Origin of the sequence: Synechococcus sp. MEDNS5, assembly GCF_014279875.1 — a bacterium.
In the GTDB taxonomy this organism is placed as follows: domain Bacteria; phylum Cyanobacteriota; class Cyanobacteriia; order PCC-6307; family Cyanobiaceae; genus Synechococcus_C.
Window position 1 is genome coordinate 1165500 of the sequence record NZ_CP047952.1, and the last position, 23254, is coordinate 1188753.

Sequence of the window (23254 nt, forward strand, 5' to 3'; positions counted from 1 at the left end):
CTTATGGTCCCCTCAAGTCCTTCCCTGGCGATGACGCTTCCTGCCGAGGCCTATCTCTGGTTCAAGACCCTCCACATCGTGGGTGTAGTGGTCTGGTTTGCAGGCCTCTTCTATCTTGTCCGTCTTTTCATCTATCACGTGGAGGCCGAGGAGCTGGCCCCTGACCTGAGTCTGGCCTTCAAAAACCAGTACGGGCTGATGGAAAAGCGACTGGCGAACATCATTACGACCCCCGGGATGATCGTGGCCGTGTCGATGGCCGTCGGATTGCTGGTCGCGCAACCGACATGGCTGCAACAGGGATGGATGCACACCAAGCTTGCTTTTGTAGCAGCTCTGCTTGTTTATCACTGGTTCTGCTACAGGCTGATGGGTCAACTACAGGCAGGTCACTGTCAGTGGAGTGGAAAGCAGTTGCGTGCTTTGAATGAACTGCCAACGCTGCTCCTGGTGATCGTGGTGATGCTGGTGGTCTTCAAATCTCAGTTCCCGACTAGTGCAGCCACCTGGTTCATCGTGGGGCTCGTGGTCTTCATGGCTGCTTCCATCCAGTTCTATGCCCGGTGGCGCCGGTTAAAAGCTGAATCCATCGCTGCGGAGTCCGGTCATGCCAGCTGATCTGCACCCCCTTCGAGCGATTCTTGAGACAGTCGGTCCTGAGAGCTGCCCCAGTGAGCTCAATTTTCACTGCCACACCATCTGCAGTGATGGCAGCCTTCAACCGGAGGATCTGATCCAACAGGCCAGCAGCAATGGCCTGCGTCACCTCGCGGTCACAGATCACCATTCGACTGCTGCCTACCTGCCCATGCAGACATGGCTGCGGGCGCAGCAGACCGATGGCCAATCAGTGCCAACACTCTGGTCTGGGATGGAAATCAGCTGCATTCTTCGTGGCTGTCTGGTTCATATGTTGGCCCTCGGTTTCGAACCGGGACATCCGACGTTGGCGGTCTACAACCGTGGAGATGCCGTTGTCGGAGAAGCACTGCGTGCTGACAGCGTGGTCAAGGCCATTCACGACGCTGGAGGTTTGGCCGTTCTCGCTCACCCTGCTCGTTACAGGTTGGGATTCCGTGAATTGATCGATGCCGCTGCCGATCTGGGTATCGACGGTGGCGAAGCCTGGTACGACTACGACATGCAACCGCAGTGGCAGTGGACTCCCATGGTCTGTGAACAGATCGATGCTCAGTTGAAGAACCTTGGCCTTTTGCGTACGTGTGGAACCGACAGCCACGGAGTTGACCTGAGAGGTCGCTAAGTTCAACTGACGTTCCTGATTTCGGGTATGGGTTTCTTCGACCGTCTGCTCAATTCCGGTTCCTCCGATTCCGATCGGACCCGTGAGGCCACCGGGCCCAAGCAGGCAAAACCCAAGCCCGAGGCCTACTACCTCGACAGTGACAGTTCCTCGACCCTCGGGAACAGGGATTACATGCGGGAAGCCAAGACCATCCGTCGTACCTTCCCTGGCACACTTGATAACCCTGGCGGCAAAGAACTCATCACGGAAGTTGATGCGCTCGACCTCAAGGTGGACAAGCGCAGTGATGGTCTCGGGGATCCGAAAGCCGAAAAACCCATGGAAAGCCTGATCAAGGACGGGATTCCCAAGCCGGTGAAAAAGACGTTCGCCGAGACCATGACCCAGTCGGAGCTGAACCAAAAACTCAAAGGCAGTGCTCTGAAGGCTTCTGGTGTCAACACTCCCAGTGCCCCTGATTCTGCACCTGTGGCACGCAAGGAAGAGCTCAAGCCTCAGGAAGCCCCTGCAGCAGCCCCGGCGCGTGGTGGTGCTGCCCCCAGCGACAAACCTGGCTCAATCGATCCTTTCCGTGCGATGGTGCGTGATCTCAACAAGTGATCAGCACTTCAGCTGTTTGGGTCAGCACCGCATTCGACCGCTCGTTCAGCCTCCAGTAGTAACGCCCTAATTCCCTTGAGAAGGGAGGCATCAGCGTTGCTCCACAGCTTGCGATGAGATGCTTCCAACAACCGTTCTGCCATGTCCCGCAGAGCCCAGGGATTCATCCGCTGCAAAAACGTCTGAACCTCGTCATCAAGTAGCCAGCGTTCCGCAACTCGGGCATAGCACCAGTCGGGAACGGCCCCCGTGGTGGCGTCATAGGCAAAGAGATAGTCGAGGCTGGCACCCATTTCGAAGGCCCCTTTGTACCCATGCCGTTGCATCCCCTCAATCCAGCGGGGGTTGAGCAGACGACTGCGGACAACCTTGTCGATCTCCCGTTCGAGGCCATGAATCCGCAGACGTTCGCGGCGTGAGTGATCTGCAAACAGAAGCCTGGGCGAGTGACCACCGACCTGTTGGATGGCAGCGGCCAAGCCACCCTGAAACTGGTAGTAATCATCGGAATCCAGGAGGTCGTGTTCACGGTTGTCCTGGTTGTGAAGCACCACTTGCACTGAGCGAAGCGCCTGTTCCAAACCCTGTCGGTCCGCATGGGCCACGGCATCGCCGTCGTAACGCCAGGAGCTCCAGGCCAGATAAGCCTCGCCAAGGTCAGAACGACGCTCCCACTGACCTGAATCGATCAGAGCCTGTAGACCAGCTCCATAGGCTCCTGGTGCTGAACCAAACAGCCTGGACTGTGGTCCCTCCAACCGGGTGAGATGGGCCAGCGGATTCTCTGCCTCCGGCTCGACCAGTCCAGCCACCATGGTGAGGGCACGATTGACCCAGCCCAGTAGCTGGGGAAAGGCATCCCGAAACAAACCCGACATGCGCAGGGTCACATCCACTCGCGGCCGTCCAAGCAATGTGAGGGGTATCAGCTCGAGATCCACCATGCGACGAGTCGGCCCGTCCCAGACAGGGCGGACGCCGAGCAAGGCGAACATCTGGGCAATGTCTTCTCCGCCATTGCGCATGGTCGCTGTCCCCCACACCGACAACGCCAGATGGCGTAAAGGCTCACCGTGCTCAAGTTCGTAGAGCTCAACGAGCTGTTCAGCACTTCGCCGCCCAAGATCCCATGCTGCCTCCGTGGGAAGTCCGCGCAAATCCACGGAGTAGAAATTTCGTCCTGTAGGCAGCACGTCATCCCGTCCCCGCGTGGGTGCACCCGAGGGACCGCTTGAGACGCGACGCCCGCAGACCGCCGCCAGCAAGGCATCTCGCTCCCGCACACCACAGTGCTGCAGTCGAGGCCAGAGATCCGTCCTGATGCACTCAAGCGATGCAGGAAGCGACGGCTCCCCAAGAATGCGATTCAGTGGATCGGCCAGCGCGATGAAAGCATTGTCTAAATCTTCTTCTTCAAGGCCAAGCAGCCGTTGCAACAGCCGTTGTGCCTGACCCTCAAGCCACTCCACAGCATCACTGACCCGACGGCAGCCGGGCGCACCCAAGGAATGCAGGATGTCTCTGTCGTTGGCGACCAGGAGCATTCCGTCCTCATCACACCAGGGGTCAACGCTGAGATTGCACTCACGAGCGATCCATTGGGTAAGACCCGGGCGGCCCGCCACAGGAGCTCTGGCAATGGCGATCAACAGTTCGAGAAGCGATGCTGATGAAGGCAATTGCCCCAGTTGATGCAATCCGGTGCGGATCTGGGCTTCCTTCAGTTCGCAGAGGTAGGTTTCGACCTGCTCCAGTGTGGCGCTCCAGTGCGAGGACTCTGTGGCCGAATTGAGGGTGTCAGGTCGACCTGGCCAGTCCAATTCAACGAGTAGTGCACTGAGTTGTTGTTCCAGAGCACGGCAGCGTGACGCGCCGAGCTGACGCGCTTCGATGTACTCATCGAGCAGCGCTTCAAGAGACAGCAGGGAGCCGTGCAACCCAGCCCTGCCAAGCGGCGGGGTTAGATGATCAAGGATCACGGCATGTCCGCGACGTTTGGCCTGGGATCCTTCCCCCGGATCATTGACGATGAAGGGATAGAGATGGGGGATGGCACCGAGAGCCAGGGAAGGGCCACAGGACGCGCTGAGTCCGACGGACTTACCTGGCAACCACTCGGCACTCCCATGCTTGCCCACATGGATCATCAGTTGACAGCGCTCTTCACGGCGCAACCAGAGGTACTGGGCCAGATAACGATGAGGGGGAGGAAGATCTGGTGAATGGAGATCGCTGAGCTGCTCGGGGTCGTATCCACGACTCGGTTGCACCAGTACGGTGATCTTTCCGAATCGGATTCCGTGGATGGCGAATCCTTCGGCATCGAGGTCTTCGGCACCGTGGGGCTGACCCCAGCGGCTTTCAATGACGTCCCGGGCTGATTGCAGAAGCGTTGACCACCAGCTCACATAGGTCTCGAGCGGGAGATGGGTCAGGGGAGATCTGAGATGACTCTCCGGATCGTTGGTCCGCCCGGCAAGAATCATCGCCATCAGGGCATCGGAATCCTGAGGCAAGGGCTGAGGTCCAAGATCAAAACCTTCTGCCTGCAGCCAACGAAGGATGTTCAAGCAACTCGCTGGGGTATCGAGTCCGACACCGTTCGCGAGGCGTCCATTGCGGACTGGATAGTTGGCCAGAAGGAGCGTCAGTCGCCGCTCCTTTGCAGAGGTCGTCTGAAGATCGATCCAGGCGAGGGCATGGTCAGCGATCCAATGGATCCCTGCGTTGTCGGGTTCGAGACGCTTCACGGCCGTGCACAACCGATCGTCCGCTTTGAGCACTTCACGGAAAGCGCCGATTCTTGTGGTGATCCGCCCATCCAGCTCAGGAAGAACAACCTGCAGCGAGAGGTCGATGGGATCAAGACCCTGGAACGACGACGTCCAGAAGCTGCGTGGACGCGATGAACTCAGGAGCTGGAGAACTGGACAATCGAGACTGTCCCAAAGCGGAGCTCCCAGACCAGCTTCCGAGAACTGAACCGATGCGAAGGATGTCGTGGTGATCACCAGCGCAACCTGCTGTTGGCTGAACATCCGTTGAACGGCCTCCTGCACAGCCGCGTCGCGGAGGCTGCTGACCCAGAGAGCACGGGGAGAGAGACCGCGCTGGCGAAGGGCGCTCAGCAGTGCATCGCACCAGAGCAGATCACCCGACTGGCGATGCGCTCTGTAGAGGAGAACGCCGATCCGTGGTCCCGACTCCTGCAGCCAGTCGTAAGGGTCAGGATCCGGAGAGGGAACAGCCGTGAGCAATGGCGGTTCCTGAGATCCCGATCGGTCATGACCGCTCTCGAGAATCCAGCGGAGTCCCGACAACCAGGTTTGAAGATTGTCTTCACCCCCTTCACGCAGCAGGAGCGCCATGGCGTCGCTGATGCCTTCAGGCAGTGATCCGAGGCTGTGAAGCTCGCGATCCTGATCAGCGGTTCCGGCAAGGATGAGAAGAGTTCGCTCAGTTCTGGCGGATTCCCAGAGAGCGCACTGTTCCAAGCCGTAAGACCAATGCCCCCGTCCCCCGAGGAGACGCACAACGATCAGTCGTGTGAGCGATGTGCAATTGGAAAGATAGTGGTCGATCTGTGCAGGATGATTCAGGGCATCGAGGGGAAGTGCGCGGATTCGGCCATCCCAGTCCTGCGAGGGACAATCGTCCAAAATTCTTGCCAGAGCCGACAAATCCGTACTGGCGCTGCTGAGAAAGAGCACCTCAGCGCTCGGTTGCTCCACAAAAGAAACCGGATCGTCGGTATCGCCGCCGGGGAGACTGGTTAAACGATGCATAAGCCCATTGTCTCCAGTGATGGGCGCAGCGGAGCGTGCAAGTGAGAAGATCTGATCATCGGACCGTCATCGATGCATCAGTTCCTTCCCTACGCCTGGTTCCAGGGACGCTGCGTTCCGTTCGAGGAAGCCAAGGTTTCAGTAGCGACCCATGCTCTGCATTACGGGACGGGAGCCTTCGGCGGGATGCGCGCGATCCCAGATCCTTCAAAGCCCGGAGGCATGCTGTTGTTTCGAGCAGAACGTCATGCACGACGTCTCTCTCAAAGCGCCCGACTCCTGCTTTCGGAACTCAGTGAGGCCACAGTGATGGATGCACTGGTGACGATGTTGAGAGCCAATCGCCCAGCAATACCGATCTATCTCAGACCATTCGTGTATACCAGCGATCTCGGGATCGCACCCAGGCTTCACAACATCGAGACCGATTTCCTGATTTATGGGCTGGAACTCGGCGACTATCTGTCACCGGAGGGGGTGAGCTGCAGGATCAGCAGCTGGACACGGCAGGAAGACCGGTCCCTGCCGCTGCGAGGGAAGATCAGCGGGGCTTACATCACCAGCTCACTCGCGAAGACGGAGGCCGTGAGCAGCGGCTTCGACGAAGCACTGCTGATGAACACCCGTGGCAAGGTGAGTGAAGCCAGCGGCATGAATCTGTTCATCGTCAGGGACGGCGATCTGATCACGCCTGGAGTGGATCAGGACATCCTTGAGGGGATCACCCGTGCCAGCGTGATCGAACTGGCGAAGTCGATGGGACTGAACGTGATCGAGCGCCCGGTCGACAAGACAGAACTTTTCATTGCTGATGAAGTGTTCCTGACGGGAACGGCTGCCAAGATCACGCCGATCCGTCAGCTGGAATCAACGGTCCTCTCCCATCAACGTCCTGTGATGGATGCCTTGCGTCAACGCCTGATCGCGATCACCGAGGGTCGGGACGAGGAGTTCCGTCACTGGGTGACACGCATCGAGCTCGATCGCTGATGGTTTGCGTGGGGTGATGTAGACCCGCTGACCAAGGAAGCACGGAGCTTTTCTTAGGATGGTGTGAACGGTTTTGGTGAGATGCAGGCAGTTCAGAGCAAACCCAGTACTGCAACCTCCCGTTTTCTTGAGCGTCTTCACGATCATTCCAAGCCTGTTCTGGTGTTTGACGGCGCGACTGGGACATCACTGCAGCAGATGGACCTGACGGCCGACGACTTCGGCGGAGAAGCTCTTGAAGGGTGCAATGAGAACCTCGTCGTCACACGACCAGATGCGGTTCAGGCCGTTCACCGTCTGTTCCTGGACGCGGGATGCGACGTGATCGAGACAGATACTTTCGGAGCCGCCTCGGTGGTCCTCGCCGAATACGGACTAGAGGATCAAGCCTTTGAGCTGAATCGACGTGCAGCCGTGCTGGCGCGTGAGATGGCCGATCAATACAGCAGCACAACCAAGCCCAGGTTCGTGGCTGGTTCGATGGGACCGACTACAAAACTGCCGACATTGGGCCATATCGACTTCGACACACTGCGTGACTCCTTCAAGGAGCAAGCCGCAGGTCTGCTCGCCGGCGATGTGGATCTGTTCATCATTGAGACCTGTCAGGACGTTTTGCAGATCAAAGCGGCCCTGCAGGGGGTCGAAGCGGCCTTCCAGGCCAGCGGTCAACGACGCCCCTTGATGGTGTCGGTGACCATGGAAACCACCGGAACCATGCTGGTTGGTTCCGATATCGCAGCTGTGGTGTCGATTCTCGAGCCCTTTCCCATCGATGTTCTGGGTCTGAACTGCGCCACGGGCCCGGAGCAAATGAAAGAACACATCAAATACCTCTCCGAGTTCTCACCCTTCGTGGTCAGTTGCATCCCTAATGCAGGACTGCCCGAAAACATCGGCGGTGTAGCCCATTACCGGCTCACACCCCTGGAACTGAAGATGCAATTAATGCATTTCGTGGAAGACCTTGGCGTTCAGGTGATTGGTGGTTGCTGCGGCACAACACCGGCTCATATCAAGGCACTGTCTGAAATTTCTGAAGAGCTCAAACCCGCTGTGCGAGATGTGCGCACCCGTCATCTTGAACGTCAGCAACTGAGTTATGAACCTGCGGCGTCATCGATCTATGGCGCAACTCCCTATTTCCAGGACAACTCCTTTCTGATCATCGGTGAGCGCTTGAATGCAAGTGGTTCAAAGAAGGTTCGTGAACTCCTCAACGGAGAAGACTGGGATGGCCTCGTAGCCGTGGCGCGTGGTCAGGTGAAAGAGAACGCTCACGTTCTTGATGTGAATGTGGACTACGTGGGACGGGACGGAGAGAAAGACATGCATGAGTTGGTGACGCGAGTCGTCACCAATGTGAATCTCCCGCTCATGCTCGATTCAACCGAGTGGCAGAAGATGGAAGCTGGCCTGAAGGTGGCCGGTGGAAAATGCATTCTCAACTCAACAAACTACGAAGATGGCGATGAACGCTTCTTTAAGGTTCTCGAGCTGGCTAGACGGTATGGAGCCGGTGTGGTGATCGGCACGATCGATGAAGACGGAATGGCTCGAACTGCTGAAAAGAAGCTTGCAATTGCCAAGCGTGCTTATCGCGATGCCGTTGAGTTTGGAATCCCCGCAAGAGAGATTTTCTACGACCCGCTTGCGCTACCTATTTCAACCGGAATCGAAGAGGATCGTCGCAACGGTGCGGAGACCATTGCTGCCATTCGACGGATTCGTGATGAACTCCCTGGTGTTCATGTTGTTCTCGGTGTTTCCAATGTGAGTTTCGGACTGTCGCCAGCAGCGCGGATCACGCTGAACTCAGTGTTTCTTCATGACTGCTGTGAGGCAGGAATGGACGCCGCCATCGTTTCACCGGCGAAGATTCTTCCCTTGGTCAAAATTGATGCTGATCACCAGCAGGTTTGCCGTGATTTGATCAATGATGCGCGTCGCTTTGATGGCGATGCGTGCATTTATGACCCGCTCACCAAGCTCACGACGTTGTTCGAAGGCGTCAGCGCAAAGGATGCAAGAGCTTCAGGCCCTTCACTTGCTGATCTCCCCGTTGAAGAAAGGCTCAAGCAACACATCATCGACGGAGAGCGGATTGGCCTCGAGGGCGCTCTCAACGAAGGGCTCCAAACCTACCCACCACTCGACATTGTGAATACCTTCTTGCTTGATGGCATGAAGGTGGTGGGAGAGCTATTTGGCTCAGGCCAGATGCAGCTTCCATTTGTGCTGCAGTCTGCAGAGACGATGAAAGCGGCTGTTGCTTTCCTCGAGCCTCATATGGAGAAAAGCGAAGGCAAGCGCAGCGCCAAGGCGAAATTCCTTATCGCCACAGTCAAAGGAGATGTTCATGACATCGGCAAAAATCTTGTTGACATTATTCTTACTAATAATGGCTATGAAGTCATCAATTTAGGGATCAAGCAAGACATAAACGCGATCATTTCAGCCCAACAAAAACATGACGCTGACTGCATCGCAATGAGCGGTCTCCTCGTGAAATCCACTGCTTTCATGAAAGATAATTTGCAGGCCTTCAATGATGCTGGGATTGACGTTCCTGTGGTTTTAGGGGGCGCCGCTCTGACGCCCCGTTTTGTGAATAAAGATTGCAGCGATGTTTATAACGGAAAAGTGATCTACGGGCGTGATGCGTTCACCGATCTGCGTTTCATGGATGCTTTTGTGGACGCTCGTAAGCAGGGGCATTGGGACAACATCAAGGGATTCCTCAACGGCATACCCGAGGGGATCAGCCTCGGCGGGGACTTCGACTCATCATCCGAGGAGAGGCCAAACGATGGGACCCCTGCACCAGCCAGCGAAGCAGCCGCCGCCGTTGTTGTTACAGATGAACGTTCAGATGTCGTTCCTGAAGAACCCCCTCTGCGTCCGGAATTTCTTGGCTCAAAGGTGCTGCAGGGTGCTGAACAGATCCCTCTGAAGGAAGTCATTGCTTATCTCGATCGTCAAGCGCTGTTTGCCGGCCAATGGCAAATGCGTAAAGGAAAGGATCAGTCGAGGGAAAACTACGAAGCAGATCTGAAAGCAAAAGCCGAGCCAATCCTTCAGACCTGGCTGGAGCGATCCCTGAACGAGGATCTGTTGCAACCAGCTGTTGCCTACGGCTACTTCCCGTGCGGACGTGACGGCAATGCCGTTGCTGTGTTTGATCCCGATTCAAACCGTGAGCTTGGGCGCTTTACGCTTCCTCGTCAGCGCAGTGGCAATCGCTATTGCATTGCTGATTTCTATCGCGATCTCTCCAGCGGGCACCCCACTGATGTGTTGCCCATGCAGGCGGTCACCATGGGCGAGAAAGCCTCTGTCTTCGCTCAGAAGCTCTTTGAAGCAGATTCCTACAGCGATTATCTGTTCTTCCACGGACTGGCGGTTCAGATGGCTGAGGCACTGGCTGAGTGGACGCACGCACGGATCCGTCGGGAATGTGGGTTCGCGGATCCCGACGTCATGCCTCTCAGGGATGTGTTGGCGCAGCGCTACCGCGGCAGCCGCTATTCCTTCGGTTATCCCGCCTGCCCCAATGTGGCTGATTCTCGCCAGCAACTGCTCTGGCTCGGTGCTGAACGAATTGGACTGAGCATGGACGAGAGCGATCAACTCCATCCCGAACAGAGCACAACGGCTCTTGTTGCTCTCCATAGCACCGCCAGGTATTTCAGCGCCTGAAGCTGTGGCTTGCTACAGACTGCAGCGGCCTTTTCACTTCCGTTCATGGATCTCAGCGGGCCTGACGCCATCGACAAAGCCATTGATGCAGGGGTTGATCTCGATGGATCACCCCTGCCTGATGCAATGCTTGCCCTTTATCGAGAAGTAATGAATCTCGAAGGCCAGCGCAAGCGCAGCGGTGTTCGGAAGTCGATGCGCAATCGCGTTGTTCGGACAGGTGCCAAGCACTTCGACCAGGACACGCTCAACGAGCGCTTGCTCCAAGCGGGCTGGGAGGGTCTGAAGGCCAAGGAGATTGCCTTCTTCTTCGGCTGACCCGAAGAACCGACATCGAGGCTCTGCCACTCAGTCTTGGCAGAGCTTCTCCATGGTGTCGATCACTTCCTGTTGAAACTCATCGAGCGCACTCGACTCACTCAGATCAATCCCTTCACCAGCCGCGTTCTGGGCAAGGTCCTGAAAGTGAAAGGCACCCTCACCATTGGCCAAAAACTCGATTGCAGAGGACTCGCCGCTTTCGCGGAAGGCATCGCAGAGGGCGAGGAACGCCGCGTCTTCAGTGAACTCCCAATCCATCGAGGAGGCATAACTGAATGACCTTTAACGCCTCGCCCCCGGGATCCGTCAACCTCTTGGTCGCGCAATGTGGCACTCCTTCGTCAGAATTGGAGGGCTTTAGGGGAGCGAATGACCAGCTTGAGCAATGCTCAAATCATAGATCCGAGAACGGATCTCAACGTTCTGGGCTCTGCGCTTGAGCTCTGCAGCTGTGAACCTTTAACGGGATGGTTCCGCGATGGTCATTGCAAGAGCGATCCTTCAGATCACGGACAGCACACCGTGTGTTGTGTGATGACCGAAAGCTTTCTCAGTTACAGCAAAGCGCAGGGCAATGATCTGAGCACTCCGATGCCCGCGTATGGGTTTCCCGGGCTTCAACCTGGTGATCACTGGTGCGTTTGCGCACCACGCTGGAAACAGGCCATGGAGGACGGGATGGCACCCCCCGTTCGCCTGGAAGCGACCGAACAGGCCTCTCTGGCAGTGATCCCTCTTGAGATACTGCGTGAACACGCTCACCAGGGGATCCGCTGACCATCCCAGGCCAGAAACGCACCTGTTTGCTCGGGCGTCTGCTGAAGCAGGACATCGAGCAGGTGACCAGCTGCTCGACCTGGGCTGAACAGCTTCTCTGGTGGCACGAAGCTCTGAAAGGGTTGCGACAAAGGAGTATCGGTCGTACCCGGATGAAGCATTGTCACTGTGGCTGCGGGAAAGCGACGAGCCCACTCCACGCTGAGCGTGCGCAGCATCATGTTTTGGGCAGCCTTGGCGGCGCGATACGCGTACCAGCCGCCACTGCGGTTGTCGCCAATGCTTCCGACCCTGGCACTGAGACTTGCGAAATGAAAGGGTTCATCGCGACGTAGCGCCGGCTCTACGGCTCTAGCCAGCAGCAGGGGTCCGGCCGCGTTGATTTTGAAGGATTCGACCAGTTGGTCTGACTGGACATGCTGAAGTCGTTTCTCGGGCTGCAGAGAGGGACCGTGCAGGCGACCAGTGGCGTTGAAAACCAGTCGCAGGGGGTAGTGGTCATTGGAGAGCGTTTGAGTGAGCCTGGAGAGGCTCTCGAAATTCTCCAGATCAAGAGGCCAGTCGGATGCTTCTTTCGGGTTCCGGCGACAGAGCGTGACCGTGAGCTGGGGGCAGCGATCGGCCAGCTGGGACGCCAGCACTTCACCGATGCCACCGCCACCCACAATCAGAGCACGGCCCAACCACCGTTCCTGGCTTGATTCAGGCATGATTCAGCCGCCGCTGTCGCGGATATGAAATTCACTCCCTCACTGTCACTGCTGTTGACCACCTTCACCAGTGTTGTTGCACTAGGTCTTTGGTGGGGATACGGAGGCCGCTCTTCACAACCAGACCCAACAGCCTCCGAAATCCTCTTGCAAACATTGCTTGATGGTTCGGATGAGAAAGGATCCTCACCCGTCACCGCTCAGGGGAGAGCTGATGAGCCTCCAACACCCAGCGCTGTCACTGTTCCGGCAATTCCTGAAGCTGGTCGATCAGCTGATCCTCAGCTGAAGGTTGCACTCCTGAGTCAGTCGCCGCCCCGCAGCATCTCGCTTCTAAACGGTGCCCGTTGCCGTCGTTCTTCTGGAGAGGTGATCTCAAAAGGGACGCTGATGGATCTTTTGGCCGTTCAGGGGAAGGGACTGATCAGTTGTGGCAGCGAACGTGGACGTGTGGTGGTGAATGACAGGGCTTACGAAGGAACCATCCATCTTTTAAACAGAGGCAAGGGCTGGACCGCTATTAATCAGATCAACCTCGAGCGCTACGTGGCCTCCGTTGTCGGAGCTGAAATGCCTTCGCACTGGAACGGGGAAGCACTGAAAGCGCAAGCTGTGGCTGCACGTTCTTATGCCCTCGTGCATGTGATTCGTCCAGCGACGGATGACTGGAATCTTGGCGACACAACGCGATGGCAGGCTTACGCCGGCCTGATGAGCAACACCGCGTCGACCCGTGAAGCTGCCTCCGCCACCAGTGGCATCGTCCTCAGTTTTCAGGGAGGGCTGGTGGAATCACTGTATGCAGCAACCCGGGAAATCTCGACGGAAGCCCACGGTCATCTAGGTGCCAGCATGAGCCAGCATGGAGCTCAGAAACTGGCCGAGGAGGGTTTGCGCTTCAACGAAATCCTCGGCAGGTACTACGTCGGAGCATCTCTGGCGAGGATCAGAACCGATGGGGAATGAACATTTCTGGACAGCAGCGCTAAACCAATCCAGCCAGGCGCTTGAGCATGGAGCGCTGATCCCTCTGACGACCTCCCGGTTGCCGTGTCCAGGGCCGGGCGGCGAACAATTCGAACTGCGTCAACTCAATGCCCGGCTACCCAGACACCATCGGCCGGAGGGACCTAAGCCGAATCCCTTCAGTCCCTGGGATCCAGAACTCGAAATCGATTCGATCGGGGGCGACCATGTGCTGATTCTCAACAAATACCCCGTTCAGACAGGCCACTTGCTCCTGATCACCAGGCAATGGGCGTCGCAGGTTCACTGGCTTACCCACACAGACTGGAACGCACTGGTGCGGGTTGACCGCGACACCAGTGGATTGTGGTTCTTCAACAGTGGGCCTAAGGCTGGAGCGAGCCAACCGCACCGACATCTGCAGTTGCTGCGACGCCAGAGCGGTGAAAAGACGTGCCCTCGCGAAAGCTGGTTTCTCCACATCCTCGAAGGAGGCAACACAGTCGAGACGGCCGTGAGTCGCGATCCACTGATCGGCAGTTGCGCCGTAGTGCAGCGTCCCAACCTCTCCGACCCAGAGCAGGAGTCCCGCGCTTTGCACGATCTGTATCGCTCCCTCGCGATGACGCTGGCCCTTGGCGATGCTGATGCGGAGCAACCTCCTCGGGCTCCTTACAACCTTCTGCTCACTCCAAAGTGGATGGCCTTGATCCGGCGCAAAAAGGAGCGAGCTTCAGGATTCAGCCTCAACGCCCTTGGTTTCGCCGGGTATCTTCTCGCCACTCAGAACTCAGATCTTGGCTGGTTGGAGCACAACGGAGGTGAACGGCTACTCCAGGAGGTTGTAAGCCGAATCAGTGATGCCACGGATGACAGTGAGTCCTGAATGACGACTGGATGGGATGAGGCCCTGCCGAGACAGGGGATCACGAAACCAATCCATGAAGAAGCAAACAATCCAACGCAACCAGAGGGTGAAAGAGCATTTGCAGCTCGTTATTCCAATTGCAAGGCACTACGCCAGACGTTGCGGAATCGACGCCGATGACTTGAAACAGGTGGGTCTCATGGGCCTGCTTCGAGCGGCGGAGAACTTCAACGCAGAACGCTGCACACCATTCAAGGCATTCGCCAAACCGCATATCCGCGGCGCCATCCTCCATTATCTGAGAGACGACGCATCGGTCGTGCGCTGTCCAAGACGGTTGCAGGAAAGCACAGGCAACACAGATCCAGGAAAGCATCGGTCTGGAGCCGTGCTTCGAAGGGTGTACTGCTGCGATGAGACCCTTGCGGACTCTCGGCACGAGACCACCCAAGAAATCGAGCAGCTGGAGCGCTCAAGACTGATTCAAGACACCCTGAATGCGTTGGGTGGCCCTGAACGATCAGCCATCCAGGACGTTGTCCTCGACGGCCGCAGCCTCAGAGCCGCAGGGAGAATGGCCGGGGTCAGTGCCATGACCATGCAACGACGCGTGAAGCGAGGCTTAGAGCAGCTCCGTTTGAAGCTCGAACCTCAGCTCTGGGCAGACTGATCACGTTCGATTTGCTGTTCAAGGGTGGAGATGGCGGCAGAAACGGCCGCCAGCTGACGCTCAAGTCCATCGCGCCAGAAGCGAAGCATGCGCAACTTCCGTGATTTCTGCTTGTGCTGCCACTCAGCATCGGCACAGGGCATGCAATCGAAAGGAGGGAACATGGGATGAGCGCTGTTGACACCATCCTGCCGAGAGAAAATCCAAGGCGCGGGGTCGTAGGCGACTTGGCGGTTTTAGATCTGACGATTAAGTTTGGAACTTGCGCTATCGCATGCGCCCTCCGAGGATCCAGTCTCGCGTGTCTCGCCGAATCTCACAACTGGTCCTAATCGGCGTCTCAGTTGGGATTTGCACGGCTGTGGAGATTCGCCCGGCCCATGCGTATGTGCCTCTGATGGCGGGTCAACGAGCCAGGCCTTTGAATGGCACATTTAATAATGTGCCGGTCCTGCATTCCAATCAGCCGGAGATTGTTAAGGGCCCAGGAATTCTAGTCAACACAGCACCTGGACAAGCCATTGCAGCAGAAACAAACCAACCTTTAAAGAACGCTACTTATACCTTCAATGGTGAGTTCGGTGTACACATGCACCATAAGTATTACCCGCAAGATTCCAGCAAATTGGGAGGACGGAGGGCCAGAGGCCTTTTGACTGTGGCTGCGATCGCTATTAACCCAGGATCAACACCGGTCACACTGCGATTTGAGCAGGGTTCAGTGAAAAATAGCTTTGAAGCGCCCTATCAAGCCAATCGCCTGATGGGTGTGAAGCCCCTCGGTCGAAGGCCCTGGAACACAGGACCAGGCGATGCGACTGCCGTACAAATTCTTCGAAGAGAGCTCGATCGCCGTCTTCCCGAGACAGTGGTCATTCCACCAAATAGTAAAAAAGTGATCGTGAGCAGCGTTCTTCCTGCACGCGGAATCATGAATGGGCTGCTCCGTGGAAATAGCGATGGACCATTTCAGATGGCAGTGATCGCTGCCGAAGAAACAAAAGACGACAATGAATTGATTGCTGTACTCAACAAAGGTCGCCTCGCTCCTGGCCGAATCTATCTCAATCGAGTGAGAGAGATTCAAGCGGGAACAATCTTTTCTCGTGTTGCTGGCGTCGCTTTAGGTGATGAATACAAGGCTTCAATAAGGCACGATCTTGATCAGGGTCCTTTGCACGTGCCGTTCACAAGTACGCGAAAGCATCATTTTGGAACTCGTGAAATTCAAGTCAACCAATTAACGACCAAGATGGTCGATTCAGCTGTCAATAACGTTGGCACCTACGGCGTTCGTTTTGATGTAGAAATGAATCTTTCCGGAGAGGGTCCGCATGACCTTGTCCTGAGTCATCCAGTCGCTTCTGGTCGTCCAGCATTCACTGCCTTTCGAGGTTCGATTGGTATCAAGACAGACGAGGGATATCAGGAGGTTCATGTTGGTATGCGCTCTGGGCAGAGTCTTTCCATTGCCAAACTCAATCTCAAAGGAAGCTCTCCCAACAAGGTCACGGTGAGTGTTGTGTATCCAGCGGATGCCACCCCAGGTCACCTGCTGAGCGTGGTTCCTGACACCCAGCTCGCCATGCTCAGGCAACGGGAAGAAATGCTGGAGGCAGCACGCAAGGCTCAAGCCGCTGCCAAAGCACGCAAAGTTCGTCCTGCCACTCCCCCTCCGGCAGTCACTGCCAAACCGAAACCAACAACCACAAATCCAGCACCAAAACCCGCCACAAAGCAAAACACTCCGAAGCCCAACACGTTTACGCCGCCGCCGCCACCGCCGGTCATCGTGGCACCACGTGGTGGACTCAATCCGATGTCTCCGGCGATGATCATGCCCCAACGGGTGAACAGCTCACTGGAACAGCGTTATCGCGAGGCGATCAAAGCCCAGCAAGAATGGCTACGACGTCTCCAAGGTCGATAGCCTTCCAGCCCTAAGGGCCAAACGTTTCGTAGATATGCCAGGCAAACGGATCAGCCTCGAACTCCCTGAACATCTCGTTGATCGGCTTGATCAGCTGCGCAGGGAATGGCATGCCCGTTCAAGGGGTGCCTGCCTGGAACGACTGCTTGAAGAAATCTTCGAAGCCGAAGCTGAGGTTTCACCCTCTGAGTCTCAGGACGATGGCGTCATCACCTCAAGCAATGCCACCAGCCTGGATGGTAGTGATCCTGTCTACGACGAGGACAGGGCCATTGTGCTGGTTGGGTCCCGGCACAACAGTTCCACAGTGGAGAGTGATGATCCCATCAACTCGGCTCCACCCACGCCCCAACGAACCGCGGGAACCAACGGGGGTGGAATCGATCTTCCAGGGTTTGTCAGAAATCGGACAGCTGCGATTCGATCCAGCTTGGAAGTCACGCAAACGTCCGTCGATGCACCAGTGGTGCCAACGATCAGCGAAAGCCAACTCCAGGCATGGTCTGACAGTGCACTGCAGCACTGGATGAATCTTTACGGTTCATCCCCAGGCGAAACAGTGATGGAAGCGGTCATGCTCTGGATGGCCAGGGATATCTGGCCGCAGATTGATGGCAGCGAGGGGCGAACGTTCACCTGGTCTCAGGTGAAGAATGCGATGGATCAAATCTGTGGCAACTGGCCTGTGCAGACACCACGATTTGAACAGGTGATCGTCGCAGCAGCGGTGCTGGAAGACCCATTTGCCACAGCAACGGTCACTGATCGGATTCCAACGTTGATTCGTCGATTTGTGAACCGGTTCAAACGCAGCCGAAAGGTCACGTCCTTCGAAACCCTTGAATCAACCATGACGCTGCATGGAGCCTTACGACAACTTGAACTGCCAACCCAAGCAGGGCAATCGTTGACCTTGCGCACGATTCGCGATGCTTATAAACGAAAGGCTGTTGAGGTCCATCCCGATTCAGGCGGATCGACTGAAGCAATGCGCCGCTTGAATGAGGCCTATCAGATGCTCAAGGAGTTGTATCGCCAGAAAGATCAGGCTGAGGGATAGAAACGCGCAAGCAACACCCAACCCTGGATCTCAATAGTCTCTTTTGCGACGCTTATTGAGTCCCAGCTTTTGTCTTATATGGGTCGCACGAGGTATTTCTGTGATCAATCGTTTTTCTTGCAGTTTTAATTGAATCGACAAGGTGTTTCGACAAGGTGTTGTGTTGGAGGTGGAGATCTCACTGTTTTGGGGTGACAAATTAGTTTTTTCTCGCACGATCGCAGATCGCAGGCGTATCACAGGTCCATTTTTGGCGATCATGCGTCCAAGGGGTTTTGAACCGCTCAAATGGCTTTAGCGCAAAGGGCTAATTAGCTGGCGTACCTGCTGTAGACACAGTGACGCAGCTTCGATTGAAGTTAGCTCTGGCCGGACAGTCGGCCGAAGCAAGTATTCTCGAGAGTCTCGCATAAGAAATTAACTGAGTCCCGTTTAGCGTCTGACCCGAGACGCATGGACAGAATCAGTGCTCTGGCATTTGGCTGGCTGTGGTGCATTAAAAAAGGCCCTCGTCTGAGGGCCTTGAGCCAATGAATGGACAACCGCAATCAGGTGCTGGTCTGCATTCCCTGAATCAGAAAATCAAAATAGGGTCCGGCAAGTCTCTGTTGATCATCGGAGAGAAGAACCAAAGAAGCCTCGCGCATTGCTCGCATGGCATCCACCATTCCAGGCATGGGAACGCCAAGGCTGTTGTACATCTCACGCGCCCCGACCAGACCGATCTGTTCAATCATCTCGGTGCTGCCGGCAAGAACGCCGTAGGTCACAAGGCGCAGATACCAGCTGTAATCCCTCAGGCATTGGGCACGCTGTTTCTGTCCATAGGCGTTACCACCGGGAGCGACATACTCAGGGCGGAGACTGAATAACTGCCGTGCCGATTCATCAACAATCTTCTTCTCGTTGTCAGACAGAATCCGAACCACAGAAAGACGGACGGACCCCTGGCTGAGAAACTCCACAATCGAGTTCAGCTCACCGCTGCTGGGGTAGCGCAGATCGTCATCGGCTTTGAGGATCAGATCCCTTACAACGCTCATGACGGCTGGCATGCTGGACAAAGTTTAAAGCTCCTGAACCCCGGCCATGGATGTGAGGTCGGGGGTGTTACGCCTTTGCAATGACATCACGCCCTGATTCACCAACGCCAGGCCTGACCATCACGGTTCAGGGAGAGGATCTCGATCAGCAGGGACGGGGAATCGCACGCTGGAATGGCTGGGTGGTCACGGTGCCGGAACTGATTCCTGGGGAGGATGCCAGCGTTCAGCTGTTGCAACGGCAGCGACGGCTGTGGCATGGCAAAAAGATCCAGAGCATTCAACCCTCACCCGATGCCCGGCGACCGCCGTGCATCCTTGCCCATGCTTGTGGCGGATGCACTCTCCAGCACATCAGCGTTGATGCGCAGAACCATTGGAAACAGGACCACCTCATCGCCACCCTCCAACGAATCGGAGGAGTCACGGCCTTGGTTGGGCCCTTGATCAGTCCCGAGGCTGAATCCCTCGGATATCGCAATCGAGCGCTGATTCCGATTCAACGCGGCGAAGGAGGACTCCGGCTCGGCTACTACCGCCGAGGGAGTCATCGCATTGTCAACCTGAATCACTGTCCGGTTCTCGACCCGCGGCTGGATGCCTTGATTGAGCCCATCAAAACCGATCTGGCCAAGACCAACTGGCCAATCGATTCTGATTTGAGGGGTAAGCCGGGTCTCCGGCATCTCGGACTGCGCATCGGCGTGCGAACTGGTCAGGTTCTGATCTCGCTTGTTGCAGCAACAGAGCATCTTCCAGGACTGGACCAACTCGCTGCGCGGTGGATGCAGCGTTGGCCACAGCTGAATGGGGTCACTCTGAATGTGCAACCCAAGCGCAGTAACACTGTGCTCGGCGACTTGACCCTCTGCATTCAGGGGCATGACGTGATTGAAGAGCACTTCTGCGGACTGTCGCTGGAGCTCAAAACCACCACGTTCTTTCAGGTGAACACCGCACGGGCGGAACAGGTTGTCACGATGATCCGCGACTGGATCAAGGCTTCAGCTCCGTCAGCCAGTGTGATCGATGCATATTGCGGCATCGGAACCATTGCCCTGCCGTTGGCGGCCGCAGGATTGAACGTGCTCGGATTGGAAATCAATCGAGCCTCAGTGATCCAAGCTCAAGAGAATGCGCGCCGCAATGGGCTTAAGAACGCTTGCTTTCTTGATGGCGACGTCGCGGAACATCTTCAGAAACTCCTGCCCATCCACCAGGTGCTTGTTGTCGACCCTCCCCGAAAGGGGCTGACCCCGGAGGTCTTGCAGATGATTCTGGCGATCCCGCCTTCCTTCTTGATTTATCTGAGCTGCGATCCCGCGACCCTGGCCAGGGATCTGCAACAACTGACGGGCCCTGATGGGCCTTATCGGATTGAACAGATCAAGCCTGTGGATTTCTTCCCCCAAACCTCCCATCTGGAATGCCTGGTCATGCTGGTTCGCGTCAGCTCCGAAGCTCCACCTCAAACTGCTTGATCAGAGCTTGACGCACCCTTTCATGCACTGGCTGGATCTGGTCATCGGTGAGGGTGCTGTCCTTGCCGCGGTAGCGCAGACGGAACGCCTGACTGCAGCGGTCTTCACCCAACTGCTTGGCTTCGAAGCGATCGATCAGTTCGACCGATTCCAGCAAGGGCTTGCCTGCCTTGCGAATGGCTTGGAGCAACTCACCGGACTGGAGGGATTTTGAAACCACCATCGCCAGATCTCGCTCGGACGCTGGCAGGTTGGAATAAGGCTTGAACTGCGGGACCCAGCGGTTACTACGCGAAGCGGCATTGAGAAGCAGTGCCGTGTCGAAATCAAAGAGGTACGTCTGTGATGGCAACTCAAACGTTTCGCAAAGCGACGGATGCAGCTGTCCGAAGCATCCCAGGGGTTTGCCTTCCACAACGACCGTGGCGGCACGGCCTGGATGCAGACGATCATCGTCTGTGAGGCAACGGTCCAGGCTCTCAATTCCCAGGGACGAGAAGAGAGAGCCAAGGATGCCTCGTGCCTCGTAGTAACTCAGAGGCGACGATTTTCCGCTGGTGCACCAGCGGGAAGAGCGTCGCTCACCACAGATCACTCCACCGAGGCGGGATTGTTGGAGAACGCCACTGAAATCGGGAGAGAAGACATTGCCGATTTCAAACAACCAACAACCGGGTTGAGATGCCTGCAGATTGCGCTGGCAGATTTCGAGATGCTCCTGCCAAAGCGCCGTACGCAGATGGCTGGTTTCGGCTAGCAGAGGATTGCTAATAGCAATTCTGGCCTTATCGGTGGCGTCCGCACCGGTGAGAGAGAGTGTTGTGACCTCCTGGAGCCCGAGCGCACACAGGCGCTGACGCATGCGACGTTCAGCCTGCTGCCCAAGGGAGAGCTGTCCAGGTCGTAACGGATCGGGCAAGTGAGATTCAAAGTGATCGAACCCCACCAGACGAGCCACCTCTTCAATGAGGTCCACTTCACGCAGGAGGTCGAGGCGTCGGGACGGAGGAACGACCACATCCCAGCCGTCCTCGGTTGACGTGAGTGAGCACCCAAGGGACTTCAGGCAAGCTTCAACACGAGCATCATCGAGGTCCTGAGCTTTTGAATCAGCGGCTGTAGGTGCCAGTGGTCCCAGCAATTGATGCAGGGCGCTGCGGCGAAGCTCCACCACGGGAGCAGGGCCTGGATCTGAAGCACACTGCCAGGTTTGTCCGATTTCGGCTCCCAACATCGATTCGAGAAGGGATAGAGCGCGACCTGCAGCCAACAGAGTGATTTCCCGCGGCAACCCTTTCTCGTAACGACTGCTGGCATCCGTGCGTTGACCAGTGGCGCGGCTACTGCTGCGCACAGAGGCTGGCGTGAAGAGCGCTGATTCTAACCAGATGCGCTTTGTTTGCTGGCTCACACCGCTGTCCGCGCTTCCCATCACGCCAGCAATGGCGACGGCCCGATCGCAGCACGTCACCACCTGAACCCTGGAGTCGAGCGTCAGGTCACGGCCATCCAAACCGCGAAAGGGTTCTTGCTCGCGGGCCTGACGGAGGCCGAAGTCGGATGCAGTGATGGGTTGACCGCAAAGGGACTCGAGGGCATCGGCGTCAAATGCATGCAGAGGCTGGCCCTGTTCCAGCATCACCAGATTTCCGATATCCACTACGGCATTGACCGGCTTGACCCCGGCGCGTTGGAGGCGCTGTTGAATCCATTGAGGAGAGCAGCATGAGCCATCGAGTTTCTTGATTTCGGTCACGGCGTAAATCCCGCCTTTCTGCATGGCCACGGCCGATGCAGTGCTGGGATTCAGTGAATGAATTGCGGGAGGTGCTGCTGTCTCAGGAAGAGACAGTTCAGCGTCGGTCAGGGCCGCCACTTCACGGGCGATGCCTGTCATTGAAAGGCCGTCAGGGCGATTGGCTGTAATTGCCAGTTCAAGAACGGTGTCGTCGAGCCCAAGCACTGGGGCGATCGATGCGCCGGGCGCTGGAACCTCAGAAACCAGGTCCTCGAGGATGGCAATTCCGTCGACATCAATGGATTGCCCAAGCTCTGCGAGGGAGCAAATCATGCCCTGACTGCTTACCCCTCTCAGCTCACCGGACTTGATTGTGAGATTCACCGCAGGAAGCACAGCTCCAACGATGGCCACCGGCACATGGATCCCTGCGCGCACATTGGCTGCACCGCAAACGATCTGAAGCGGAGCATCAGCCCCCACATCCACCGAGCACACACTCAACTTATCGGCATTTGGATGCTTGTTTTTCTCAAGCACATGACCCACCACAACGCCCTGGGCCAGAAGGCTGAGATCCTCGAGCTCCTCTACCTCAAATCCAGCCATGGACAGCCGATCCCCCAGCTGAACGGCAGGCTCATTCACCTGAACCAGATCCTTCAGCCAGGAGAGGGAAACCCGCATGGGGAAACGTGACGTCGGTGGTGGATCCTACGGACTCTTTCGTGCTGGGAGGGTGATCAAAGAGTGGGGGGCTGCACTGTAGAGTTGTTGTTTGTCACTCGCTTCGCAAGCGCGGCGTAACGTCCTTATGGCCAAGAACAAGGGCGTCCGGATCGTTGTCACTCTTGAGTGCACCGAATGCCGGTCCAGCACCGAAAAACGTTCCCAGGGTGTGTCTCGATACACCACTGAAAAAAACCGTCGGAACACCACCGAGCGATTGGAGCTCAAGAAGTTCTGTCCACACGACAACAAAATGACGATTCACAAAGAGATCAAGTGATCTCTCGAATTTGAAATTTCTGTCCAAACTTCTTCTCCAACAGCATCGCAATGTCCAGCTCCTTCTTCAAGAAGCGTCTTTCACCGATTAAGCCCGGCGATCCCATTGACTACAAAGATGTGGATCTGCTCAAGAAATTCATCACTGAGCGCGGCAAAATTCTTCCTCGTCGCCTCACTGGCCTGACGGCAAAACAGCAGCGTGACCTGACGAACGCTGTAAAGCGTGCTCGAATCGTGGCGCTCCTGCCATTTGTGAATCCAGAGGGCTGATTTCTGGCGACCGCTGACTTCAAACCCGGTGACCTCGTCGGGATCAGCGACCTGAAATCTCCTCAACT

Annotated in this window: 21 protein-coding genes; 15 read left to right on the plus strand and 6 right to left on the minus strand. The window is 56.6% G+C overall.

The features are described 5' to 3' along the window. Nucleotides 1–30: 30 nt before the first annotated feature. From hemJ to SynMEDNS5_RS06275, 3 genes are read left to right on the plus strand one after another with little or no spacing between them, the layout of a single operon-like run. Nucleotides 31–618, plus strand: a complete 588-nt coding sequence (hemJ, locus tag SynMEDNS5_RS06265; RefSeq protein ID WP_186585716.1) for a protoporphyrinogen oxidase HemJ — start codon at nt 31–33, stop codon at nt 616–618. Beyond that, nucleotides 608–1264, plus strand: a complete 657-nt coding sequence (locus SynMEDNS5_RS06270) for a PHP domain-containing protein (protein ID WP_186585717.1) — start codon at nt 608–610, stop codon at nt 1262–1264. Before hemJ ends, SynMEDNS5_RS06270 begins: the two co-directional genes overlap by 11 nt. 27 nt (nt 1265–1291) lie before the next feature. Continuing rightward, on the plus strand, nt 1292–1867 hold the full coding sequence (locus tag SynMEDNS5_RS06275; protein ID WP_186585718.1) for a hypothetical protein: 576 nt from the start codon (nt 1292–1294) through the stop codon (nt 1865–1867). 8 nt (nt 1868–1875) lie between these two features. Here SynMEDNS5_RS06275 and cobN read toward each other — a convergent pair whose 3' ends face one another. Continuing rightward, entirely contained in the window at nt 1876–5652 is a 3777-nt protein-coding gene (cobN, locus tag SynMEDNS5_RS06280; RefSeq protein WP_186585719.1) for a cobaltochelatase subunit CobN, read from the minus strand. A gap of 72 nt (nt 5653–5724) precedes the next feature. On the opposite strand from cobN, the gene SynMEDNS5_RS06285 reads away from it, so the two are divergent. From SynMEDNS5_RS06285 to SynMEDNS5_RS06295, 3 genes are all read left to right on the plus strand, one after another. Further along, the gene (locus tag SynMEDNS5_RS06285) at nt 5725–6642 is read left to right on the plus strand and encodes a branched-chain amino acid transaminase (RefSeq protein WP_186585720.1); all 918 of its coding nucleotides are present in this window, start codon (nt 5725–5727) and stop codon (nt 6640–6642) included. A gap of 81 nt (nt 6643–6723) precedes the next feature. Next, nucleotides 6724–10341 (plus strand): methionine synthase, encoded by a 3618-nt coding sequence (metH, locus tag SynMEDNS5_RS06290; RefSeq protein ID WP_186585721.1) that lies wholly within the window; start codon nt 6724–6726, stop codon nt 10339–10341. 45 nt (nt 10342–10386) lie between these two features. Continuing rightward, nucleotides 10387–10659: a DUF4090 family protein gene (locus SynMEDNS5_RS06295; RefSeq protein ID WP_186585877.1), complete on the plus strand. Its 273-nt coding sequence runs from the start codon at nt 10387–10389 to the stop codon at nt 10657–10659. 30 nt (nt 10660–10689) lie between these two features. Here SynMEDNS5_RS06295 and SynMEDNS5_RS06300 read toward each other — a convergent pair whose 3' ends face one another. Continuing rightward, nucleotides 10690–10920: a hypothetical protein gene (locus SynMEDNS5_RS06300; protein WP_011933185.1), complete on the minus strand. Its 231-nt coding sequence runs from the start codon at nt 10918–10920 to the stop codon at nt 10690–10692. A 111-nt stretch (nt 10921–11031) separates the two neighbouring features. Here SynMEDNS5_RS06300 and SynMEDNS5_RS06305 point away from each other — a divergent pair, with 111 nt between their 5' ends. Further along, entirely contained in the window at nt 11032–11439 is a 408-nt protein-coding gene (locus SynMEDNS5_RS06305; protein ID WP_186585722.1) for a DUF2237 family protein, read from the plus strand. On the opposite strand, the gene SynMEDNS5_RS06310 is transcribed toward SynMEDNS5_RS06305, so the two are convergent. Further along, nucleotides 11421–12149, minus strand: a complete 729-nt coding sequence (locus tag SynMEDNS5_RS06310) for an SDR family NAD(P)-dependent oxidoreductase (RefSeq protein WP_186585723.1) — start codon at nt 12147–12149, stop codon at nt 11421–11423. The genes SynMEDNS5_RS06305 and SynMEDNS5_RS06310 overlap by 19 nt on opposite strands. Before the next feature lie 24 nt (nt 12150–12173). Here SynMEDNS5_RS06310 and SynMEDNS5_RS06315 point away from each other — a divergent pair, with 24 nt between their 5' ends. Genes SynMEDNS5_RS06315 through SynMEDNS5_RS06325 form a run of 3 tightly spaced genes read left to right on the plus strand, consistent with a single transcriptional unit; the run spans nt 12174 to nt 14653 of the window. Continuing rightward, a complete protein-coding gene (locus SynMEDNS5_RS06315) occupies nt 12174–13115 on the plus strand; it encodes a SpoIID/LytB domain-containing protein (RefSeq protein WP_186585724.1) in 942 nt (313 codons plus the stop codon). Then, complete coding sequence (locus SynMEDNS5_RS06320; protein WP_186585725.1) at nt 13105–14001, plus strand: DUF4922 domain-containing protein; 897 nt, start codon at nt 13105–13107, stop codon at nt 13999–14001. Before SynMEDNS5_RS06315 ends, SynMEDNS5_RS06320 begins: the two co-directional genes overlap by 11 nt. 55 nt (nt 14002–14056) lie before the next feature. Continuing rightward, entirely contained in the window at nt 14057–14653 is a 597-nt protein-coding gene (locus SynMEDNS5_RS06325; protein WP_186585726.1) for a sigma-70 family RNA polymerase sigma factor, read from the plus strand. Here the strand turns inward: SynMEDNS5_RS06325 and SynMEDNS5_RS06330 are convergent. Next, the gene (locus tag SynMEDNS5_RS06330) at nt 14635–14796 is read right to left on the minus strand and encodes a hypothetical protein (RefSeq protein ID WP_006041324.1); all 162 of its coding nucleotides are present in this window, start codon (nt 14794–14796) and stop codon (nt 14635–14637) included. The two genes, SynMEDNS5_RS06325 and SynMEDNS5_RS06330, sit on opposite strands and share 19 nt — an antisense overlap. Before the next feature lie 254 nt (nt 14797–15050). Here SynMEDNS5_RS06330 and SynMEDNS5_RS06335 point away from each other — a divergent pair, with 254 nt between their 5' ends. Both SynMEDNS5_RS06335 and SynMEDNS5_RS06340 read left to right on the plus strand, forming a co-directional pair. Then, on the plus strand, nt 15051–16583 hold the full coding sequence (locus SynMEDNS5_RS06335; RefSeq protein WP_255440354.1) for a DUF3370 domain-containing protein: 1533 nt from the start codon (nt 15051–15053) through the stop codon (nt 16581–16583). Between the two features lie 34 nt (nt 16584–16617). Beyond that, nucleotides 16618–17643 (plus strand): molecular chaperone DnaJ, encoded by a 1026-nt coding sequence (locus tag SynMEDNS5_RS06340; RefSeq protein WP_186585728.1) that lies wholly within the window; start codon nt 16618–16620, stop codon nt 17641–17643. A gap of 548 nt (nt 17644–18191) precedes the next feature. On the opposite strand, the gene SynMEDNS5_RS06345 is transcribed toward SynMEDNS5_RS06340, so the two are convergent. After that, complete coding sequence (locus SynMEDNS5_RS06345; protein ID WP_186585729.1) at nt 18192–18686, minus strand: allophycocyanin subunit alpha-B; 495 nt, start codon at nt 18684–18686, stop codon at nt 18192–18194. An 80-nt stretch (nt 18687–18766) separates the two neighbouring features. On the opposite strand from SynMEDNS5_RS06345, the gene rlmD reads away from it, so the two are divergent. Beyond that, entirely contained in the window at nt 18767–20167 is a 1401-nt protein-coding gene (rlmD, locus tag SynMEDNS5_RS06350; RefSeq protein ID WP_186585730.1) for a 23S rRNA (uracil(1939)-C(5))-methyltransferase RlmD, read from the plus strand. On the opposite strand, the gene pheT is transcribed toward rlmD, so the two are convergent. Then, nucleotides 20136–22592 (minus strand): phenylalanine--tRNA ligase subunit beta, encoded by a 2457-nt coding sequence (gene pheT, locus SynMEDNS5_RS06355; protein WP_186585731.1) that lies wholly within the window; start codon nt 22590–22592, stop codon nt 20136–20138. The genes rlmD and pheT overlap by 32 nt on opposite strands. A 127-nt stretch (nt 22593–22719) precedes the next feature. Here pheT and rpmG point away from each other — a divergent pair, with 127 nt between their 5' ends. Continuing rightward, nucleotides 22720–22914: a 50S ribosomal protein L33 gene (gene rpmG / locus SynMEDNS5_RS06360; RefSeq protein WP_011933197.1), complete on the plus strand. Its 195-nt coding sequence runs from the start codon at nt 22720–22722 to the stop codon at nt 22912–22914. A 50-nt stretch (nt 22915–22964) separates the two neighbouring features. After that, the gene (gene rpsR, locus SynMEDNS5_RS06365) at nt 22965–23186 is read left to right on the plus strand and encodes a 30S ribosomal protein S18 (RefSeq protein ID WP_006041316.1); all 222 of its coding nucleotides are present in this window, start codon (nt 22965–22967) and stop codon (nt 23184–23186) included. The last annotated feature ends 68 nt before the right edge of the window (nt 23187–23254 follow it).

Coding starts and splice junctions, on each gene's coding strand:
- hemJ (WP_186585716.1), top strand. CDS start 31: ATGACGCTTCCTGCCGAGGCCTATCTCTGGTTCAAGACCCTCCACATC.
- SynMEDNS5_RS06270 (WP_186585717.1), top strand. CDS start 608: ATGCCAGCTGATCTGCACCCCCTTCGAGCGATTCTTGAGACAGTCGGT.
- SynMEDNS5_RS06275 (WP_186585718.1), top strand. CDS start 1,292: ATGGGTTTCTTCGACCGTCTGCTCAATTCCGGTTCCTCCGATTCCGAT.
- cobN (WP_186585719.1), bottom strand. CDS start 5,652: ATGCATCGTTTAACCAGTCTCCCCGGCGGCGATACCGACGATCCGGTT.
- SynMEDNS5_RS06285 (WP_186585720.1), top strand. CDS start 5,725: ATGCATCAGTTCCTTCCCTACGCCTGGTTCCAGGGACGCTGCGTTCCG.
- metH (WP_186585721.1), top strand. CDS start 6,724: ATGCAGGCAGTTCAGAGCAAACCCAGTACTGCAACCTCCCGTTTTCTT.
- SynMEDNS5_RS06295 (WP_186585877.1), top strand. CDS start 10,387: ATGGATCTCAGCGGGCCTGACGCCATCGACAAAGCCATTGATGCAGGG.
- SynMEDNS5_RS06300 (WP_011933185.1), bottom strand. CDS start 10,920: ATGGATTGGGAGTTCACTGAAGACGCGGCGTTCCTCGCCCTCTGCGAT.
- SynMEDNS5_RS06305 (WP_186585722.1), top strand. CDS start 11,032: ATGACCAGCTTGAGCAATGCTCAAATCATAGATCCGAGAACGGATCTC.
- SynMEDNS5_RS06310 (WP_186585723.1), bottom strand. CDS start 12,149: ATGCCTGAATCAAGCCAGGAACGGTGGTTGGGCCGTGCTCTGATTGTG.
- SynMEDNS5_RS06315 (WP_186585724.1), top strand. CDS start 12,174: ATGAAATTCACTCCCTCACTGTCACTGCTGTTGACCACCTTCACCAGT.
- SynMEDNS5_RS06320 (WP_186585725.1), top strand. CDS start 13,105: ATGGGGAATGAACATTTCTGGACAGCAGCGCTAAACCAATCCAGCCAG.
- SynMEDNS5_RS06325 (WP_186585726.1), top strand. CDS start 14,057: ATGAAGAAGCAAACAATCCAACGCAACCAGAGGGTGAAAGAGCATTTG.
- SynMEDNS5_RS06330 (WP_006041324.1), bottom strand. CDS start 14,796: ATGCCCTGTGCCGATGCTGAGTGGCAGCACAAGCAGAAATCACGGAAG.
- SynMEDNS5_RS06335 (WP_255440354.1), top strand. CDS start 15,051: ATGGCGGGTCAACGAGCCAGGCCTTTGAATGGCACATTTAATAATGTG.
- SynMEDNS5_RS06340 (WP_186585728.1), top strand. CDS start 16,618: ATGCCAGGCAAACGGATCAGCCTCGAACTCCCTGAACATCTCGTTGAT.
- SynMEDNS5_RS06345 (WP_186585729.1), bottom strand. CDS start 18,686: ATGAGCGTTGTAAGGGATCTGATCCTCAAAGCCGATGACGATCTGCGC.
- rlmD (WP_186585730.1), top strand. CDS start 18,767: ATGACATCACGCCCTGATTCACCAACGCCAGGCCTGACCATCACGGTT.
- pheT (WP_186585731.1), bottom strand. CDS start 22,592: ATGCGGGTTTCCCTCTCCTGGCTGAAGGATCTGGTTCAGGTGAATGAG.
- rpmG (WP_011933197.1), top strand. CDS start 22,720: ATGGCCAAGAACAAGGGCGTCCGGATCGTTGTCACTCTTGAGTGCACC.
- rpsR (WP_006041316.1), top strand. CDS start 22,965: ATGTCCAGCTCCTTCTTCAAGAAGCGTCTTTCACCGATTAAGCCCGGC.